This is a genomic window from Methylobacterium sp. FF17, assembly GCF_025813715.1.
GTDB lineage: Bacteria > Pseudomonadota > Alphaproteobacteria > Rhizobiales > Beijerinckiaceae > Methylobacterium > Methylobacterium flocculans.
The window spans coordinates 4,399,574-4,414,675 of the sequence record NZ_CP107532.1 but is presented as its reverse complement, the minus strand read 5'-3'; the positions used below and the strand labels follow the sequence as shown (position 1 = coordinate 4,414,675).

The window sequence follows — 15,102 nt, the reverse complement described above, 5'->3', positions numbered from 1 at the left end:
TCAAGGGGTAGTTTAGAATGAGTGTCACGCGACCCGCCGTTGCGCCGACGGCGTCGACGTCCGGCGCCGGCGATCAGGCCCTGGACCTGCCGTTCGAGAAGGCCCTGGAGCAGCTCGAGGACATCGTGCGTCGCCTGGAGAAGGGGGATGTGCCCCTCGACGAATCCGTGGCGATCTACGAGCGCGGCGAGGCGCTGAAGCGCCATTGCGAAGGCCTGCTTCAGAAGGCCGAGGCCCGCATCCAGAAGATCACTCTCGGGGCCGATGGCAAGGCCGCCGGCGTGTCACCCCTCGATGTCGATTAGGCGCCCGATCAGGGCGCGGGTCGGATTTTGTCATTGGCCGCAAGCAATTGCGTGCATGTCTTCCCTCCGGGCGTGAGGTTGGTTCGGTGTCACGGCAAGAAACCTCGCAAGATTCTACAGGCGCGACGGCGCTTCTCGACGGGTTGTCGGAGCCTGCGGCGCTGCGTCTGCTTCCGGAGAGCCAGCTTCAGGCGGTGGCGGACGCGGTGCGGGCGGAGATGATCGAGGCGGTCTCGGTCACGGGCGGGCATCTCGGCTCGGGGCTCGGGGTGGTCGAGCTCACCGTGGCGCTGCACCACGTGTTCGACACGCCCGACGACCGCATCGTCTGGGACGTCGGCCACCAGGCCTACCCGCACAAGATCCTCACCGGCCGACGCGACCGCATCCGCACCCTGCGCCAGCCCGGCGGCCTGTCGGGCTTCACCAAGCGCTCGGAGAGCGTCTACGATCCGTTCGGGGCGGCCCACTCCTCCACCTCGATCTCGGCGGCGCTCGGCATGGCGGTGGCGCGCGACCTCGACGAGGCCTCCGCCAAGGCCAAGGGCGCGCCGGCCCCGAAGCGCCGCAACATGATCGCGGTGATCGGCGACGGCTCGATGTCGGCGGGCATGGCCTACGAGGCCATGAACAATGCCGGCGCCCTGCACTCGCGCCTCATCGTCATTCTCAACGACAACGACATGTCGATCGCGCCGCCCGTGGGCGCGATGTCGGCCTACTTCGCGCGGCTGGCCTCGGGCGACACCTACCAGTCCCTGCGCGAGACCGCCAAGCAGCTCGGCAAGCTCCTGCCGAAGGGGCTCTACCAGCGCGCGGCCGCGGCCGAGGAATACGCCCGCTCCCTGGTGGTGGGCTCGGGCACGATGTTCGAGGAGATGGGCTTCCACTATGTCGGGCCGGTCGACGGGCACAACCTCGACCACCTGCTGCCCGTGCTCAAGAACGTGCGCGACTCCGAGCAGGGCCCGATCCTGCTCCACGTGGTCACGCAGAAGGGCAAGGGCTACGCGCCGGCTGAAGCCAGCGCCGACCGCTACCACGGCGTGGTCAAGTTCGACGTGCTCTCCGGCGTCCAGGCCAAGGCCAAGCCCAACGCCCCGGCCTACACCCGGGTGTTCGGCGAGAGCCTGATCAAGGCGGCCGATGCCGACGACAAGGTGGTGGCGATCACCGCCGCCATGCCGGGAGGCACGGGCATCGACCTGTTCGGCAAGGCGCATCCGGACCGGACCTTCGACGTCGGCATCGCCGAGCAGCACGCGGTGACCTTCGCGGGGGGGCTCGCCACCGAGGGCTACAAGCCGTTCGTGGCGATCTACTCGACCTTCCTGCAGCGGGCCTACGACCAGGTCGTGCACGACGTGGCGCTGCAGAACCTTCCCGTGCGCTTCTGCCTGGACCGGGCCGGGCTGGTGGGCGCGGACGGGGCGACCCATGCGGGCGCGTTCGACCTGGCGTATCTCTGCTGCCTGCCGAACATGACGGTGATGGCGGCCTCCGACGAGGCCGAGCTGGTGCACATGGTGGCCACGGCGCATGCGCACGACACCGGCCCGATCGCGCTGCGCTACCCGCGCGGCGAGGGCGTGGGCGTGGACCTGCCCGAGCGGGGCGAGGTGCTGCCGATCGGCCGGGGGCGGATGGTGCGCCGGCCGGAGGGCGCGCGGGTGGCTCTGCTGGCGCTGGGCACGCGCCTGTCGGAGGCGCTGAAGGCGGCCGACCTCCTGGAGGCAGAGGGGGTCGCGGTCACGGTGGCGGATGCGCGCTTTGCCAAGCCGCTGGACGAGAGCCTGATCCTGGACCTGGCGGGCAGCCACGAGGTTCTGGTGACGCTGGAGGAGGGCTCGGTGGGGGGCTTTGGCGCGATGGTGCTGCACCTGCTCGCGGACAGGGGCGCGCTGGATGCGGGCCGGGTCCGGGTGCGCACGCTGACGCTGCCGGACACCTACCAGGACCACAACACGCCGGACGCGATGTACGCCGAGGCCGGCCTCGACGCCGCCGGCATCCTCAAGGTCGTCAAGGCCGCACTGCCCGAGCGGAAGGCGCGGGGTGCCAAGCTCGTGAGCGTCGTCCAGAAGTAGGTCAGGGATGATGCCCCCGGTGCCGCGCGGCACCGGGGGCCGTCGCTCTTACTTGATCACCGCGCAGGCGATGCGCGCGCCGGCGCCGCCGATCGGCTGGGTGGTGTGATCGTCCTCGTTGGCGTGAATGATCAGTGCGGAGCCGTCGCCATCCTTCAGGGCGCCCTCGCCGGTCAGCGGCGTCTCACTGGACACCTCCGCGTTCACCGAGCCATCCGCATTGGCGAAGACGTTGGGCAGGTCGCCCTCGTCCGGCCCCTCCGCGTTGAGCAGGCCGTGCTTGCTCTGGTCGTGATTCACGTGGGCCTTGGAATTCTCGAATTTCGCGGTGTCCGAGCAGTCGCCGACAGCATGAAAGTGGATGCCGTGCCAGCCGGGAGGGAGACCGCCGGGCTGAATCGTCACGCGCATGACCAGGGAACTCGCACCGTCGCGGATCACGATCTTGCCGATGGGCTCCCCCTTCCCGTTCTGGATGGGGCTCTCGAAGGTCTGGGGGGCTGCGGCCGCCGGAGCCTCGGGCGCTGCGGGCGTCGTCTGCGCGAGGGCGGTATGGGCCGCGAGGACCGTGCTCGCGGCCAGGGCGAGAACCGACAGGGGTCGTCTCATGGGATGGCTCTCCTCTCCACGCCGGGATCGAATGTGGAGCGTCAACGAAGATGGACCCGGTGCGATCCACGACAATGCCGTGGGTGCCCCTGACCTTTCCCATGCGTGACGCCGGGACGCCAGCCGCCGGAGCGCGAAACTGTATCGTTCGGGCGCGTCCGGAATTGGAGGAACGTCTTCCACAGGGCCGACGCCCATGCCCGCCGGCTCGCGTCGCCGGTGCGTGGACGAAGCGGTTATGTTTCCTTAAGCTTCGGAAACGAGCCTGCTCTTGAGCGGTGATTCGCAGACGATGACTGCGACCGGCGAGACGATGACTCGGCGCTTCACGGCGCAATGCTGGTTGGGAGGTCTTCATGACGTTTGCCGCCCCTCGCTGCTTCGGAATCGCCGCTTTCGCTCTGGGACTCCTTCCCGCCCTTGCCGCGGCTCAGACGGACCCCGCCGCCAAGGGGGGGCGGGCCTGGACCGACCCACCCGCCCGCGAGACCGCCGGTCCGAAGGTCGATGCGCCGAAACCGGTCGAAGCCGTTAAGGCAGCGACGGTCCCGGCGGCTCAGCCCTCGGCCCCCCGGCCCGGTCGCACGAAAGCCGCAAGCGTACGTCCGGCACCGCGTGCCAAGGTCGCTGCGCGACCCGCCGTCCCGCGCCGCCAGGTTGTCGGCACTGCGCCGCGCCTGCGCGGGCCGGGCCACGATTCCGGCTTCCGGGTCGTGACGGTGCGACCCCGCTCCTATGTTCCGGCTCCGGTCATCCGCTACGGCTACGTGGTTGGGGAGATGCCGGTCAGACCCATGGTCTACGATGACGGGCGCGCCGCGCGGATCCGCCAGGCGGAGGAGGCGGGCTACCTCGTGGTCCGCTCCCGCAGCGTCGAGTTTCCCGACGGGCGCCGTCTGCGGACGTATCGGCCGGTCGACGCGGATGCGGACGATTAGCGCTCAGGGTCTCTCACACAGCACGCGCCGCAGTGCATCGGCCAAAGGAAAACGGTCGGTCCCCAGGAGCTTTGAGAGGCCCGCTCAGGTTGGGTCGCCAAAAGAAAACCCCGCCGGCTTGACCGGCGGGGCTATGTCCCGGGCGTTGAGGTTCTGAGCCTCAGCGCAGGCGGCCGGGACGAGCCGGCTCGAACACGATGCGGCGGTGGAACGCGCACCAACTCTTGCCGTCCGGCGCGGGGGCGCCACAGCAGACGGCACGGTCGTTCGGCTCACCGATGATGAACTTGCACACGAAGGCGCCGGATTGCGCGAAGGGAACCCGCAACGAGGCGGAGGGTTCGGCAACGGCATCGGCCTCGCCGACCTGGGGCGTGCGGACAAGCTGGTTCATGGATCGAATGACTCGCGGACTTGTGTGTCGCGGGCGAGGCCCCGCGGAATGTGACGGATGAGAAGCGCGCTGTATCCCGGTAGGCCCTTCCCTCACCCGGGCCCGGCCTGTGGCCACGCACCTTCGTGAGGAAATTCCTCGACCCCGAGGAAAACACATCGACGGCCGCGTTGGGCACGGCAGCGTCATGCTACTGTTATATCTGGGGTTTGGCTTCCAGCAAACAAGTCCCTGTACGGGCGTGTGCTGCGGCGCACAGAAATCGCACGCGCGTTTCGCCGTGCCGGTGCCCAAGCCGGCCGCCCGGCCCGGGTTCCCCCACGTTCGAGAAGGGAGATCTCATCCCAAGATGGTGCGTCTTCACGCAGGTGTCATCCGTCTGTGACCATGACGTCATCGGTCGGCTCTGAAGGAACCCACATGTCTGATGCGAGCGCTCCCGGATTTCGTCCCGCGACCATCCCGATCGCCGCCGCACCGCGCAAGGGACCGAATCTCGACGGAGGCCTCCATGTCTCGGGCGTGATCGCCTTCGGGCTCGTCCTGACAGGTGGGCTCGCCTATGCTGGGTACAGCCTGATCCACGACATGAATGCGGTGGATGAGTCGCCCCTCGCGATCGGGGCCTTCGCCCTGCTTGCCCTCGCCCTCTTCATCGCGCTCGCCTTCGAGTTCGTGAACGGCTTCCACGATACCGCCAACGCGGTGGCGACCGTGATCTACACCCACGCCTTGCCCCCTCTGGTGGCTGTGATCTGGTCCGGCGCCTTCAACTTCCTCGGCGTCATGCTGTCCTCGGGCGCGGTGGCCTACGCCATCGTCACCCTGCTGCCGGTGGAATTGATCCTCCAGGTTGGTTCGGCTGCAGGCTACGCGATGATCTTCTCGCTGCTCATCGCCGCGATTCTGTGGAATCTCGGCACCTGGGCGCTGGGCCTGCCGAACTCCTCCTCGCACGCGCTGATCGGCTCGGTGATCGGTGTCGGCCTTGCCAACCAGTTGATGGCTCCGGACGGCCAGGGCACCTCCGGCGTCGAGTGGGGACAGGCTATGAAGGTGCTGGAGGGGTTGCTGCTCTCGCCCGTCCTCGGCTTCGTCCTGGCCGCCCTGCTGCTGCTCGCCATGAAGGCCGTGGTGAAGCGCAAGGATCTCTACGCGGCGCCCGAGGGCGAGGCGCCACCCCCACCCTGGATCCGCGCCCTGCTGATCCTGACCTGCACCCTGGTGTCGTTCTTCCACGGCGGCAACGACGGGCAGAAGGGCATGGGCCTGATCATGCTCATCCTGATCGGGGCGGCGCCCACCGCCTACGCCTTGAATCGCACCATGTCCGACGACATGACGCCCGCCTTCGTCCAGCAATCGCGCGGGGCCGGTGCGGTGTTCTCGAGCCACGCTGGCGGCGGCGCAGCCCCCGATCCGGCCGCTGCTCGGACCCGGGTCGCCGAGGCCCTGCGCAGCAAGGATCTGAACCAGCCCGCCGTCTACGCGGCGCTGGCCGTCCTCTCCGACGACATCGCCGCCTCGGTCCAGCGTCATGGAGCGATCCGGCAGGTGCCGGCCGCCGCAACCCCGAACCTGCGCAACGACATGTACCTGGCGGCCGACGCGGTGCGGCTGCTGCCGGCGGATGGCGCCACCTTCTCGCCCGAGGAGGCCAAGTCCCTCAAGGATTACGCCAACCTCCTGAACGAGGGCACGCGCTACATCCCGACCTGGGTCAAGGTCGTGGTCGCGCTGGCGCTGGGCCTCGGCACCATGGTGGGCTGGAAGCGCATCGTCGTCACGGTGGGCGAGCGGATCGGCAAGACCCACCTCACCTACGCCCAGGGCGCCTCGGCCGAGATGGTGGCTGCCGGCACCATCGGCCTCGCGGAAGTCTACGGCCTGCCGGTCTCGACCACCCATATCCTGTCGAGCGGAGTGGCCGGCAGCATGGCGGCCAACGGCTCGGGGCTGCAGGTGGCCACCGTGCGCAACATGGCGCTCGCCTGGGTGCTCACCCTGCCCGCCGCGATCATCCTGGCGGGCGGCCTGTTCTTCATCCTGCGGCACGTGTTCTGAGGCGCGAGGGCTTTCCCATCCGCCTATGGGGGAGGCCGGGGTGGAGATGTTGGTTCCAACTCCCGATCGGGGCTCCGGCACCCTGCCTCCCAATCTCCAATGCCCCCAAGGGGGCGATGCCCCGGTTTCTTGAGGTCGCACGGCACTGGGTGTAGGTCGGGGGCAGGCTCAGCCCGGTTCGGACGGCCGCAAGGGACCCCATGCGCGTCTTCGTCACCGGCACCGCCGGCTTCATCGGCTACCATCTCGCGCGGCGCCTCCTCGACGAGGATCACGCCGTTACCGGCTTCGACGGCTTCAGTGACTATTACGACGTCGGCCTGAAGCGGGCGCGCCACGCCGCCCTGGCGGAACGCCCGCATTTCACCGCTGTCGAAGCCCGTTTGGAGACGCCGGGTGCGCTGCTGGAGGCGATCGGCCGAGCGAAGCCGGACGTCGTCGTCCACCTCGCGGCCCAGGCCGGGGTGCGCCACAGCCTGGAAAATCCCGGCGCCTACGTGGATGCCAACCTTGTCGGCACGGCGAACCTGATCGAGGCGGTGCGGGCGCATCCGGTGCGCCACCTGCTGTTCGCCTCCACCAGTTCGGCCTATGGCGGCAACACCGCGATGCCGTTCCGGGAGGCCGACCCCTCGGTGACGCCGCTCACCCTCTATGCCGCCTCGAAGCTCGCCGGCGAAGCCATGGCGCATGCCTACAGCCATCTCTTCGGTATTCCGACGACGGCCTTCCGGTTCTTCACGGTCTACGGACCCTGGGGCCGGCCGGACATGGCCCTGTTCCTGTTCACCCGCAAGATCCTGGCGGGGGTACCGATCGAGGTGTTCGCGGACGGTGCGGCCGAGCGCGACTTCACCTATGTGGACGATCTCGTCACGGCGATTCGCGGCCTGATCGACCGGCCCCCGCCCCTGCCGGGGAGCGGCGCTGGACGGGTGCTTGCGGGCGACACCCTCAGTCCCGTGGCGCCGTATCGCCTCGTGAATATCGGCGGCGGCCGGCCGGTGCGGATCGACGCGATGATCGACGAGCTGGAGCGCGCCCTCGGGCGCCGCGCCGAGCGCGTTCTCAAGCCCCTGCCCCCCGGCGACGTTCCCCGAACCGAGGCGAGCACCGACCTCCTGCGGGCGCTGGTGGGGCACGTGCCGGAAACGCCGCTGACCGTCGGGATTCCTGCCTTCGTGGCATGGTATCGGCAGTACTACGGCGCCTGACCTTCCCACACGACGTCGTATCGGCCGGATTCCCGCACGGGTTCGTGCGCCGGAGCCGGTTCTTCCCGCAGCAGGCAGGTCGCTGCCCCATCGCCACGAAGCACGCCAGTCCGATGATGTCTCGAACCAACCTCCGGCGGCACGCCAACCCTTCCGGCACAGGCGCGACCGCGCCGGGCGCCCGGCCATGAGGGCCCTGCGTTCCACCGGGCTCGCCGCCGCCGGGCTTCTCGCTTTCCTACTGTTCTGGGAGGCGATGCCGCGCCTCGGCCTCATCAGCCCGGCCTTCCTGCCGCCGCCGAGCACGATTCCGGCGGCCTTCCTCAACGAGGTGCGTCTCGGCGTCTGGGGCGAGGCTGTGGTGTCGAGTCTCAGTCATTACGTGGCCGGCCTCGGCGTGGGAGCCGCCGCCGGCATCGCCCTGGGGCTGCTCAGCGGCATGTTCCGGGGGTTCGAGGCCTTCACCGCCTGGATCGTGCGCCTGCTGCGCCCGATCCCCGGGCTTGCCTGGGTGCCGTTCGCCATCATCTGGTTCGGCGTCCAGCCCGAGGCGGCGGTGTTCATCATCGCCATCGGTGTGTTCTGGATCGTCTTCTTCGCAACGCAAGGGGCTGTGCGCGGCGTCGACCGCGACCTCGTGGAGGTGGCCCAGGCCTTCGGCTTCGGCTCGCCCTGGTCGCGGCTCACCAAAATCCTGCTGCCGGCGGCGACCCCGGGAATCCTGGTCGGCCTGCGCACGGCGCTGGGTCAGGCCTGGATGGCGGTGGTGGCCGCCGAGATCTTCGGCGTGCCCGGCGTCGGCGCCCGGATGATGCAGGCCTCGAGCCTGCTCTCCACCGACATCGTCGTCGTCTACATGCTCACCATGGCCGCCCTCTACGGCCTGTTCGACACGGCCTTCGTCGCCCTCCAGGGGTGGCTCCTCCGGTGGCGCGCCTGACATGTCCGAGCCGATCATTTCCATCGCAGGCCTCAGCCTCGCCTATGAGCGCGCGGGCATCCGCAACGTCATCCTGTCCGACCTCGACCTCGACGTCGAACGCGGGGAGTTCCTAGTCATCGTCGGCGAGTCGGGGGTGGGCAAGTCCACGGTTCTGCGTGTGCTGATCGGGCTGGCAAAACCGAGTTCGGGCCGCGTGCGACTCGCGCCCCGGCCGGGTTGTCGCGTGCCGATGGCCCTGGTCTTCCAGGATGCCCGGCTGCTGCCCTGGCGCCGGGTCATCGCCAACGTGGCTTTCGGACTGGAGGGAAGCAGTCTGTCGAAGGCCGAGCGCCTGACCAAGGCGCAGGCGATGCTCGACCTTGTCGGCCTCGGCGACCTCGGCCAGCGCTGGCCGCACCAGCTCTCCGGCGGCCAGCGCCAGCGGGTCGCCATCGCCCGGGCGCTCGCGGTCGATCCCGACGTGCTCCTCATGGACGAGCCGTTCTCGGCACTTGACAGCTTCACCCGCGAGGGCCTGCAGGACGAGCTGCAGCGCATCCAGGCGGCGACGGGCAAGACGATCCTGTTCGTCACCCACGACATCGACGAGGCCGTGACTCTCGCCGACCGCGTGGTGGTGCTGGCGGGCAGCCCCGGCCGGCTCGCGGCGGAGATGCGGGTTGCGGTGCCCCGGCCCCGGCAGCGGCGGGATGCCGCCCTGCAGGAGGCCGCCCGGCAGTTGCGCTCGGAACTGTCGAATCGCTCGGCAGAACTCTGATCCGCCGAGCGACGGGCGAGCACAAGGGTCGCGGGCGCGCCCGTTGCCATGGCGTGCCCGCCCCTCTACGCCCAGTGGGCAGGAGACACCCGCATTTCGAGGACCAAGCCGATGCGCCGCCGCACCCGCTCGCTGATCGGCACGATCGTGATGCTGGCCTTCATCATCATCTACGCGCCGCTGGCCATGGCGCTGGCGGATAGCCGCATCTCCCAGACCCCTGCCGGCGTGCAGGCAGTGCTCTACGCGCTGCTCGGCATCGCCTGGATCTTCCCCCTGATGCCCCTGATCAGCTGGATGGGCAGGAACGACGTCCCGCACGACGAGCCGCACGATCCTCGGTAGCCGCGCCGAGGGCGGATGGCGTGGAAAACACCGGTCGGCGTCGGTTTTTCGCCGTACTCGCGGACCAGAAGCGAGCCGTGTCTTTCGTTAAAGGGTCGCCGTAAAGCTCAATGCCTCGTCTGCGCACGATCTCGCTCATGCTCGGCCTCGCGATCCTGTCGGCGCCCCCCGTTCTCTCGGGGGGCTCTGCCCTGGCCCAGTCCGCCCCGCGCTCCGTCTCCGATTGCGAGCGCCTGAAGAACGACCTCGCCTACAATCAGTGCCTCGCCATGTTCGGGCCCGCCGCCCGGAACGTGGCCGGGAACATCGCGGCCGGCTCGGCCGCCACTTCGGCCTCCGTCGCCGCCGCGCTCGCTGCCATTCCGCAATCGATCGCGGCCAGCGCCGCGGCGACGGAGGCCGCCATCGCGTCCGTCGGGCGGCGTGGGCGGCGGGGCCGCCACGCGCGCCATGGGCGCCAGAGCGCCAGCTTCGCGGTCGCCGGGGCGGAGACCCGCTCGTATCGCCGTCATCGCCGCCGGCGCTGAGGGGATCAGCCCACGTTGAGCCGGCGTCCCCGGTTCCAGGCGAGGAACGGGACGCCCGAGAGCAGGGCCGAGAGGGCTGCTTCCGTCTGGTGATGCCCGTTCACCGAGACGCGCGGCAGCGCGTGCAGGTGCGCCGCATGTGCCGCGAAGAGGTGGCCCGGACGGGTCGTCACCGCGGTGGCGAAGCCGAGGTCGCGGGCGAGGCCGAACTCGCGCCCGCCGGCCGAGGTCGGATCGCCCAACGGATACGACAGGTGGATCACGGGGCGGCCCAGTTCCGCTGCGACCCGGGTTCGCCCCTCCGCGATTTCTCGGCGCGCCGTCGCGGCATCGTGCTTGGCCAGCATCGGGTGGCTGATCGTGTGCGCGCCGAAGGTCACGCCCGGATCGCGCCCGAGATCCCGCAATTCAGACCAGGTGAGGCAGAGCTCACCCGCCAGGGTACCTGGTGCGAAGCCGGCCTCCGCACTGAGATCGGCGATCCGCGCGAGGAGGCGTGCCTCCGGCCCGCTCCGAAGGCTGCGGTAGACGGCTTCGAAGGCCCTCGACTTTTCCGCCGCGTCGCGGGCCGGCAGGTCGATCGGGTCGATCCCGTCGACGATCCGGATCCGGTCGAGGCGCCGGATCGCCCGCTCCAGTTCGAGCCACCACAGGCGTCCCCGGCCGCTCGCGAAATCGCTGGTGACGAACAGCGTCCAGGGTGCGTCGTGCCGCCGGAGGATGGGAGCCGCGTGCTCGGCGTTGTCCCGGTAGCCGTCATCGAAGGTCAGGACCACGAAGGGGCGGCCTCCCCTCGCGAGGCGCCCGGGCAAGGCGTCGAGGCCGATGATTTCGAAGCCGCGCGCCCGCACCAGGCGGAGGGTCCGATCGAGGAAGTCCGGGGTGATCGTCAGCAGGCTGTTGGGTGCATAGGCGCCCGGCGCACCGGGGCGGACGTGGTGGAAGGTCAGGACGACGCCGCGCCCCCGGGCGACCGGGCCGAGCCAGAGGTCGGCGCGGCTTGCCGCGATGGCGCGAAAACCCGCCGCGAAGAGGCGGTGGCGGCGGCTCAGGGCGGGGGTGTCGAGAGACGACATGGTGAATCCCTCAGGGCAGGCCGATAGCCAAGCACGCGGTCCGGCAAGGTTTCGTTACCCACGCGGGCAGAGACCCGGCCTCGGCCCGGCCCGTGTCACCCGCCGGTTAAGGCCTCGGGTTCCATGACGGGGCGGGCGATTCGGCGGAGACCGCTCCGCCGGCCACCAGGAATGACGGCATGGCTGCACTTGCTCACGGAAGGACCGAAGCCGGCGCGATGTGTGACCGAGTCCAGGGCGGCCTGAGCGCCGAGATCGTCGAGGACCTCGGGGCCGTCGAGACCCTGTGGCGCGGAATGGAATCCGACCCGGCGGTCCTGGCGACACCCTACCAGCGCTTCGATTGGGTTGCGGCCTATGCGCGGAGCGCGCCCGAGGCCACCCTGCGCATCGTCGTGCTGCGGGACGCGTCCGGGCGGCCGCGCGTGCTCCTGCCCCTGGTCGTCGCCCGCGAGGGCGGGATGCTGGTGGCCCGCGTGGTCGGCGCCAAGCATGCCAACTACCACATGCCCCTCTTCGCCTCCCGGGAGGCCGCTGCGATGCGGCCCGAGGATCTCATCGAACCGCTTCGCCTGCTCGGCCGTGATGCGGGCATCGACGTCTACGCCCTCTCGCACCAGCCACGCTTCTGGGACGGGGCCGCCAACCCGATGTCGTTCCGGGCCGAGCCCGCGCCGAGCGACGCCTACGGGCTGATCCTCGGCCCCGATCCGGATTCGACGGTCAAGCGCGTCTTCAGCAGCGACGCGCGCAAGAAGCTGCGTTCGAAGGAGAAGAAGCTCGTCGAAGCCTTCGGCCCGGTGGCGTGCCGGCGGGCCACGACGGCCGAGGAGGTCGAGCGCTACCTCGCCGCCTTCTACGCGCAGAAGGCCGGTCGTCTCGCCGCCATGGGACTCGCCAACCCCTATGCCGACGCAGCGGTGCGCGATTTCCTGGCGCGGGGCGCCGCGCTCGACGGGGGCACGCCCGCCATCGAGGTGACGGCCCTGGTCGCGAGCCAGACAGGCCGCGTCTTCGCTGTGTTCGCCGGTGCCGTGGATGCGCAGCGCTACAGCGGCATGATGACCTCGTTCGACAGCGATCCGGCGGTCAGCCGTTCGAGCCCCGGCGACATCCTGCTCCATCACCTCATCGCCGATCAGACCGCCCGCGGTCGCCGCGCGTTCGACCTCGGTGTCGGCGAGGCCCGCTACAAGGCGAATATCTGCGACGAGACCATCGAACTCGGGGAGGTCACCATCCCGGTGACCCTGCGGGGCCACCTGTTTGCCCTGAAGGCGGTCGTCACGGCCCGTCTGAAGCGCCGGATCAAGCGCGATCCGCGCCTGATGGGGCTGGCGATGCGCCTGCGCCGACGGGTGGCCGGGCCGGGCGAGTAGCCGGTCGCGGCGCGATCGCGCCGGGACGATGGGAAAGCGATCAGGCCGCCGAGAGGCGCAGCGGCATGTCCTCGTCCGACGCGTAGGCCGGCTTGCGAGACTGGAGGGTACCGGCCACGCGATCCTGAGCCACGAGGACCTGCCCGGCTCCAGAGGCTTCGGCGAGGCCGTAGAGTTGCACGAGCTCGGCATCCTCCGGATCTCGGTCGGAGGCGATCACCACGCAGGCCATGTGCGGACCCGCCGTCGCCAGGATCTCGCGGGCGATCCGGGTCCGAGGTGCGCCGAGGCGGCACACCACCCAGTCGTAGGTTTCCGCCAGCGCATCGAGGGTGATCGCGAGCGCCTGGGGCTCCTCCACCAGGATCCCGGCACTGATAAAGCCGCGCGAGATGGCATGTAGGGGCGAGCCGGGAATCGACTGGATGACGTCGAGGAAGTCGGCCTCGCCCGCCACCAGGTCCGTGAGGCCTGCCTCTTCCTCGCTGCAGGCGGGGCCGTTGAGGTCGAGCACCACGGCGGTTGCGCCGGCGGCCAGGGTTCCGCCGAGGTTCACCGCGAGGCCGGGGGTGCCCCGGCCGGCGGGAACGGTCTCGACGATGAGGATCGTGCGACCGGCCTTCCCGTCCGGAATCGACCCGGTGCGAAGACGGGCGATCAGGTCATCGAGGTCGTAGGCTTCCGCCGCATCGCGGCCGCGCGTGCGGTTGCCGGCCGAAGTTCTGAGCTCACCGTGCTCCGCCGTCGCGCCCATCTCCATGCCTGTGGCCGTGGCGACCCGGGGCGTCGCGGCCGGGATCTCCGCCTGGCGCGCGAGGGCGAGGGAAGCCTCGGGAAAGACGAAGGGCTGGCTGGAGGCCTGAGGACGGGCGATGTCCGCATCGGCCTCGTCACGCCGGCGCCGGCCCGAACCGTCGGGATCGCGCAGGAGATGGTGGGCAATGACACCGCCCATGGAGAACAGCAGCCCCAGCACGGCGGCGAGGAGGACGATCGGCAGCTTCTTGGGGAACGAGGGGGTCTCGGGCGTTATCGCGCGGGAGACCACGCGGGCATCGGCCGGGGTGGCGTTCTCGGCGTCGCGAGCCGACGCCTCCCGGTAGCGCGAGAGGTAGGATTCGAGCTGTTCGCGCTGCGCCTTGGCCTCGCGCTCCAGGGCCCGCAACTGGACCTCGCTGGAATTGCCCTTCGAGACGACGTCGCGCTGCGCGTCGACGGCCGCGCCCAGGCTCTCGACCCGCGCCTCGGCGATGCGGGCATCGTTCTCCAGGGTGCGGACCACCCGCTCGGCGGTGGCCTTGATCTGGGCGTCGAGGTCGGAGATCTGCGCCGTCAGTTCCTTGATCCGAGGATGGGCGGGGAGCAGAGTCCGGGATTCGAGGGCCAACTGGTTGCGCAGGGTGATGCGCTGTTCGACGGTGCGGCGGATGATTTCGTTGTTGGCGACATCCGGGATCTCGAAGGCCCGACCGTCCTTGATCATCTCCTTGATCAGCTTGGCCCGGCCGGCGAGGTCCGCCTTGGCGGTGCGGGCCTGGGAGAGCTGGGTCGACAATTCCCCGAGCTGCTGGGCGCCGAGCGGCTGGCCGGCCGCTCCGCCCGTGGCGATGAGGCCGTTCCTGGCCCGGTAGGTTTCGACCTTGGCCTCGGCCTCGGCCACGCGGGTGCGCAGGGTCTCGATGTTGCCGCCGAGCCAGGTCGAGGCATAGCGGGCGGTGTCGGTCCTGGCCGCATCGAGGGACGCGATGTAGAGTTCCGCGATGGTGTTGGCCGCCTGCGCCGCGAGGTGCGGGTCCCGGGAGCGGAACTCCACCGTGAGGATGCGCGACTTGCCCGCCGGGAACACGGTCAGGCGGTCGAAATAGGTCTCCAGCATCCGCTCCTCGGGCGGGCGCTCCATTGGGTTCTTGGCGAGCCCGATCATCATCAGGGCGCGCTGGATCGGGCCGATGCCGGCGACGCTCGGGTCGAACTCCGCGTTGCCGGCGAGCGACAGACGTCGGATCGCCTCGCGCGCCAGATCGCGGGACATCACCACCTGCACCTGGCTGGCCACCGCCTGCTCGTCGATGGGCTGGGGCTGCTCGCCGCGCTCCTGGGCGCTGCGAGTGAAGGACGTGTCCCGGCTCTCGAGGAGGATCTTCGCCTCGCCGGTGTAGCGCGGCGGCACGATCTGCACGAAGGCGACGGCGCCGATGGTAGCCAGCGCGGTCGGGATCACGATCCACCGCCACGACCGGCGCAGCAGACCGGCAAGGTGCGTCAGCCCGAGACCTTCGCCCGGGGCGGGCGTCGGTGCTGCGTCTGGCTGGAACGGCGAGGAGCGGGGCATGGCTCGATCTTCACGCAAGGCAAGGATGCCGACCGCGAGAATGCCGGCTCGCGGATGATTAGAGCGCGTTAAGATTGACCGGACGTTAAGAAGCGGGGTGCCGATGCCTCGCGACCGCGGAGCGTCAGTCTT

Annotated in this window: 14 protein-coding genes; 10 read left to right on the top strand and 4 right to left on the bottom strand. The window is 69.9% G+C overall.

Annotated elements, in window-relative coordinates:
• The first annotated feature begins 17 nt into the window (after nucleotides 1-17).
• Both OF380_RS21185 and dxs read left to right on the top strand, forming a co-directional pair.
• Entirely contained in the window at nucleotides 18-305 is a 288-nt protein-coding gene (locus tag OF380_RS21185; protein ID WP_264047312.1) for an exodeoxyribonuclease VII small subunit, read from the top strand.
• Between the two features lie 143 nt (nucleotides 306-448).
• The gene (dxs, locus tag OF380_RS21180) at nucleotides 449-2,392 is read left to right on the top strand and encodes a 1-deoxy-D-xylulose-5-phosphate synthase (RefSeq protein WP_404810625.1); all 1,944 of its coding nucleotides are present in this window, start codon (nucleotides 449-451) and stop codon (nucleotides 2,390-2,392) included.
• Nucleotides 2,393-2,440: 48 nt separating this feature from the next.
• Here dxs and OF380_RS21175 read toward each other — a convergent pair whose 3' ends face one another.
• Complete coding sequence (locus OF380_RS21175; protein ID WP_264047308.1) at nucleotides 2,441-3,001, bottom strand: superoxide dismutase family protein; 561 nt, start codon at nucleotides 2,999-3,001, stop codon at nucleotides 2,441-2,443.
• Between the two features lie 356 nt (nucleotides 3,002-3,357).
• Here OF380_RS21175 and OF380_RS21170 point away from each other — a divergent pair, with 356 nt between their 5' ends.
• The gene (locus OF380_RS21170) at nucleotides 3,358-3,939 is read left to right on the top strand and encodes a hypothetical protein (RefSeq protein ID WP_264047306.1); all 582 of its coding nucleotides are present in this window, start codon (nucleotides 3,358-3,360) and stop codon (nucleotides 3,937-3,939) included.
• A gap of 160 nt (nucleotides 3,940-4,099) precedes the next feature.
• Here OF380_RS21170 and OF380_RS21165 read toward each other — a convergent pair whose 3' ends face one another.
• Nucleotides 4,100-4,492 (bottom strand): GcrA family cell cycle regulator, encoded by a 393-nt coding sequence (locus tag OF380_RS21165; RefSeq protein ID WP_264051423.1) that lies wholly within the window; start codon nucleotides 4,490-4,492, stop codon nucleotides 4,100-4,102.
• 261 nt (nucleotides 4,493-4,753) lie between these two features.
• Between OF380_RS21165 and OF380_RS21160 the strand changes: the two genes are divergently transcribed.
• From OF380_RS21160 to OF380_RS21135, 6 genes are all read left to right on the top strand, one after another.
• Nucleotides 4,754-6,397 (top strand): inorganic phosphate transporter, encoded by a 1,644-nt coding sequence (locus tag OF380_RS21160; protein WP_264047304.1) that lies wholly within the window; start codon nucleotides 4,754-4,756, stop codon nucleotides 6,395-6,397.
• Between the two features lie 200 nt (nucleotides 6,398-6,597).
• Nucleotides 6,598-7,611 carry an NAD-dependent epimerase/dehydratase family protein gene (locus OF380_RS21155; RefSeq protein WP_264047302.1) on the top strand — a complete coding sequence of 338 codons (1,014 nt, stop codon included), beginning with the start codon at nucleotides 6,598-6,600 and terminating at the stop codon, nucleotides 7,609-7,611.
• 187 nt (nucleotides 7,612-7,798) lie between these two features.
• Nucleotides 7,799-8,551 carry an ABC transporter permease gene (locus tag OF380_RS21150; protein WP_264047300.1) on the top strand — a complete coding sequence of 251 codons (753 nt, stop codon included), beginning with the start codon at nucleotides 7,799-7,801 and terminating at the stop codon, nucleotides 8,549-8,551.
• Nucleotide 8,552: 1 nt separating this feature from the next.
• On the top strand, nucleotides 8,553-9,311 hold the full coding sequence (locus tag OF380_RS21145) for an ABC transporter ATP-binding protein (protein ID WP_264047298.1): 759 nt from the start codon (nucleotides 8,553-8,555) through the stop codon (nucleotides 9,309-9,311).
• A 111-nt stretch (nucleotides 9,312-9,422) separates the two neighbouring features.
• Nucleotides 9,423-9,656: a DUF2842 domain-containing protein gene (locus OF380_RS21140; RefSeq protein ID WP_264047296.1), complete on the top strand. Its 234-nt coding sequence runs from the start codon at nucleotides 9,423-9,425 to the stop codon at nucleotides 9,654-9,656.
• A 110-nt stretch (nucleotides 9,657-9,766) separates the two neighbouring features.
• The gene (locus OF380_RS21135; RefSeq protein WP_318784255.1) at nucleotides 9,767-10,183 is read left to right on the top strand and encodes a hypothetical protein; all 417 of its coding nucleotides are present in this window, start codon (nucleotides 9,767-9,769) and stop codon (nucleotides 10,181-10,183) included.
• Between the two features lie 5 nt (nucleotides 10,184-10,188).
• On the opposite strand, the gene OF380_RS21130 is transcribed toward OF380_RS21135, so the two are convergent.
• A complete protein-coding gene (locus tag OF380_RS21130) occupies nucleotides 10,189-11,259 on the bottom strand; it encodes a polysaccharide deacetylase family protein (protein ID WP_264047294.1) in 1,071 nt (356 codons plus the stop codon).
• Nucleotides 11,260-11,438: 179 nt separating this feature from the next.
• Between OF380_RS21130 and OF380_RS21125 the strand changes: the two genes are divergently transcribed.
• Nucleotides 11,439-12,638, top strand: coding sequence for a GNAT family N-acetyltransferase (locus OF380_RS21125; RefSeq protein ID WP_264047292.1), 1,200 nt, complete (start codon nucleotides 11,439-11,441; stop codon nucleotides 12,636-12,638).
• Nucleotides 12,639-12,678: 40 nt separating this feature from the next.
• Here the strand turns inward: OF380_RS21125 and OF380_RS21120 are convergent, their stop codons facing one another.
• Nucleotides 12,679-14,970 (bottom strand): GumC family protein, encoded by a 2,292-nt coding sequence (locus OF380_RS21120; RefSeq protein WP_264047290.1) that lies wholly within the window; start codon nucleotides 14,968-14,970, stop codon nucleotides 12,679-12,681.
• Between the last annotated feature and the right edge of the window lie 132 nt (nucleotides 14,971-15,102).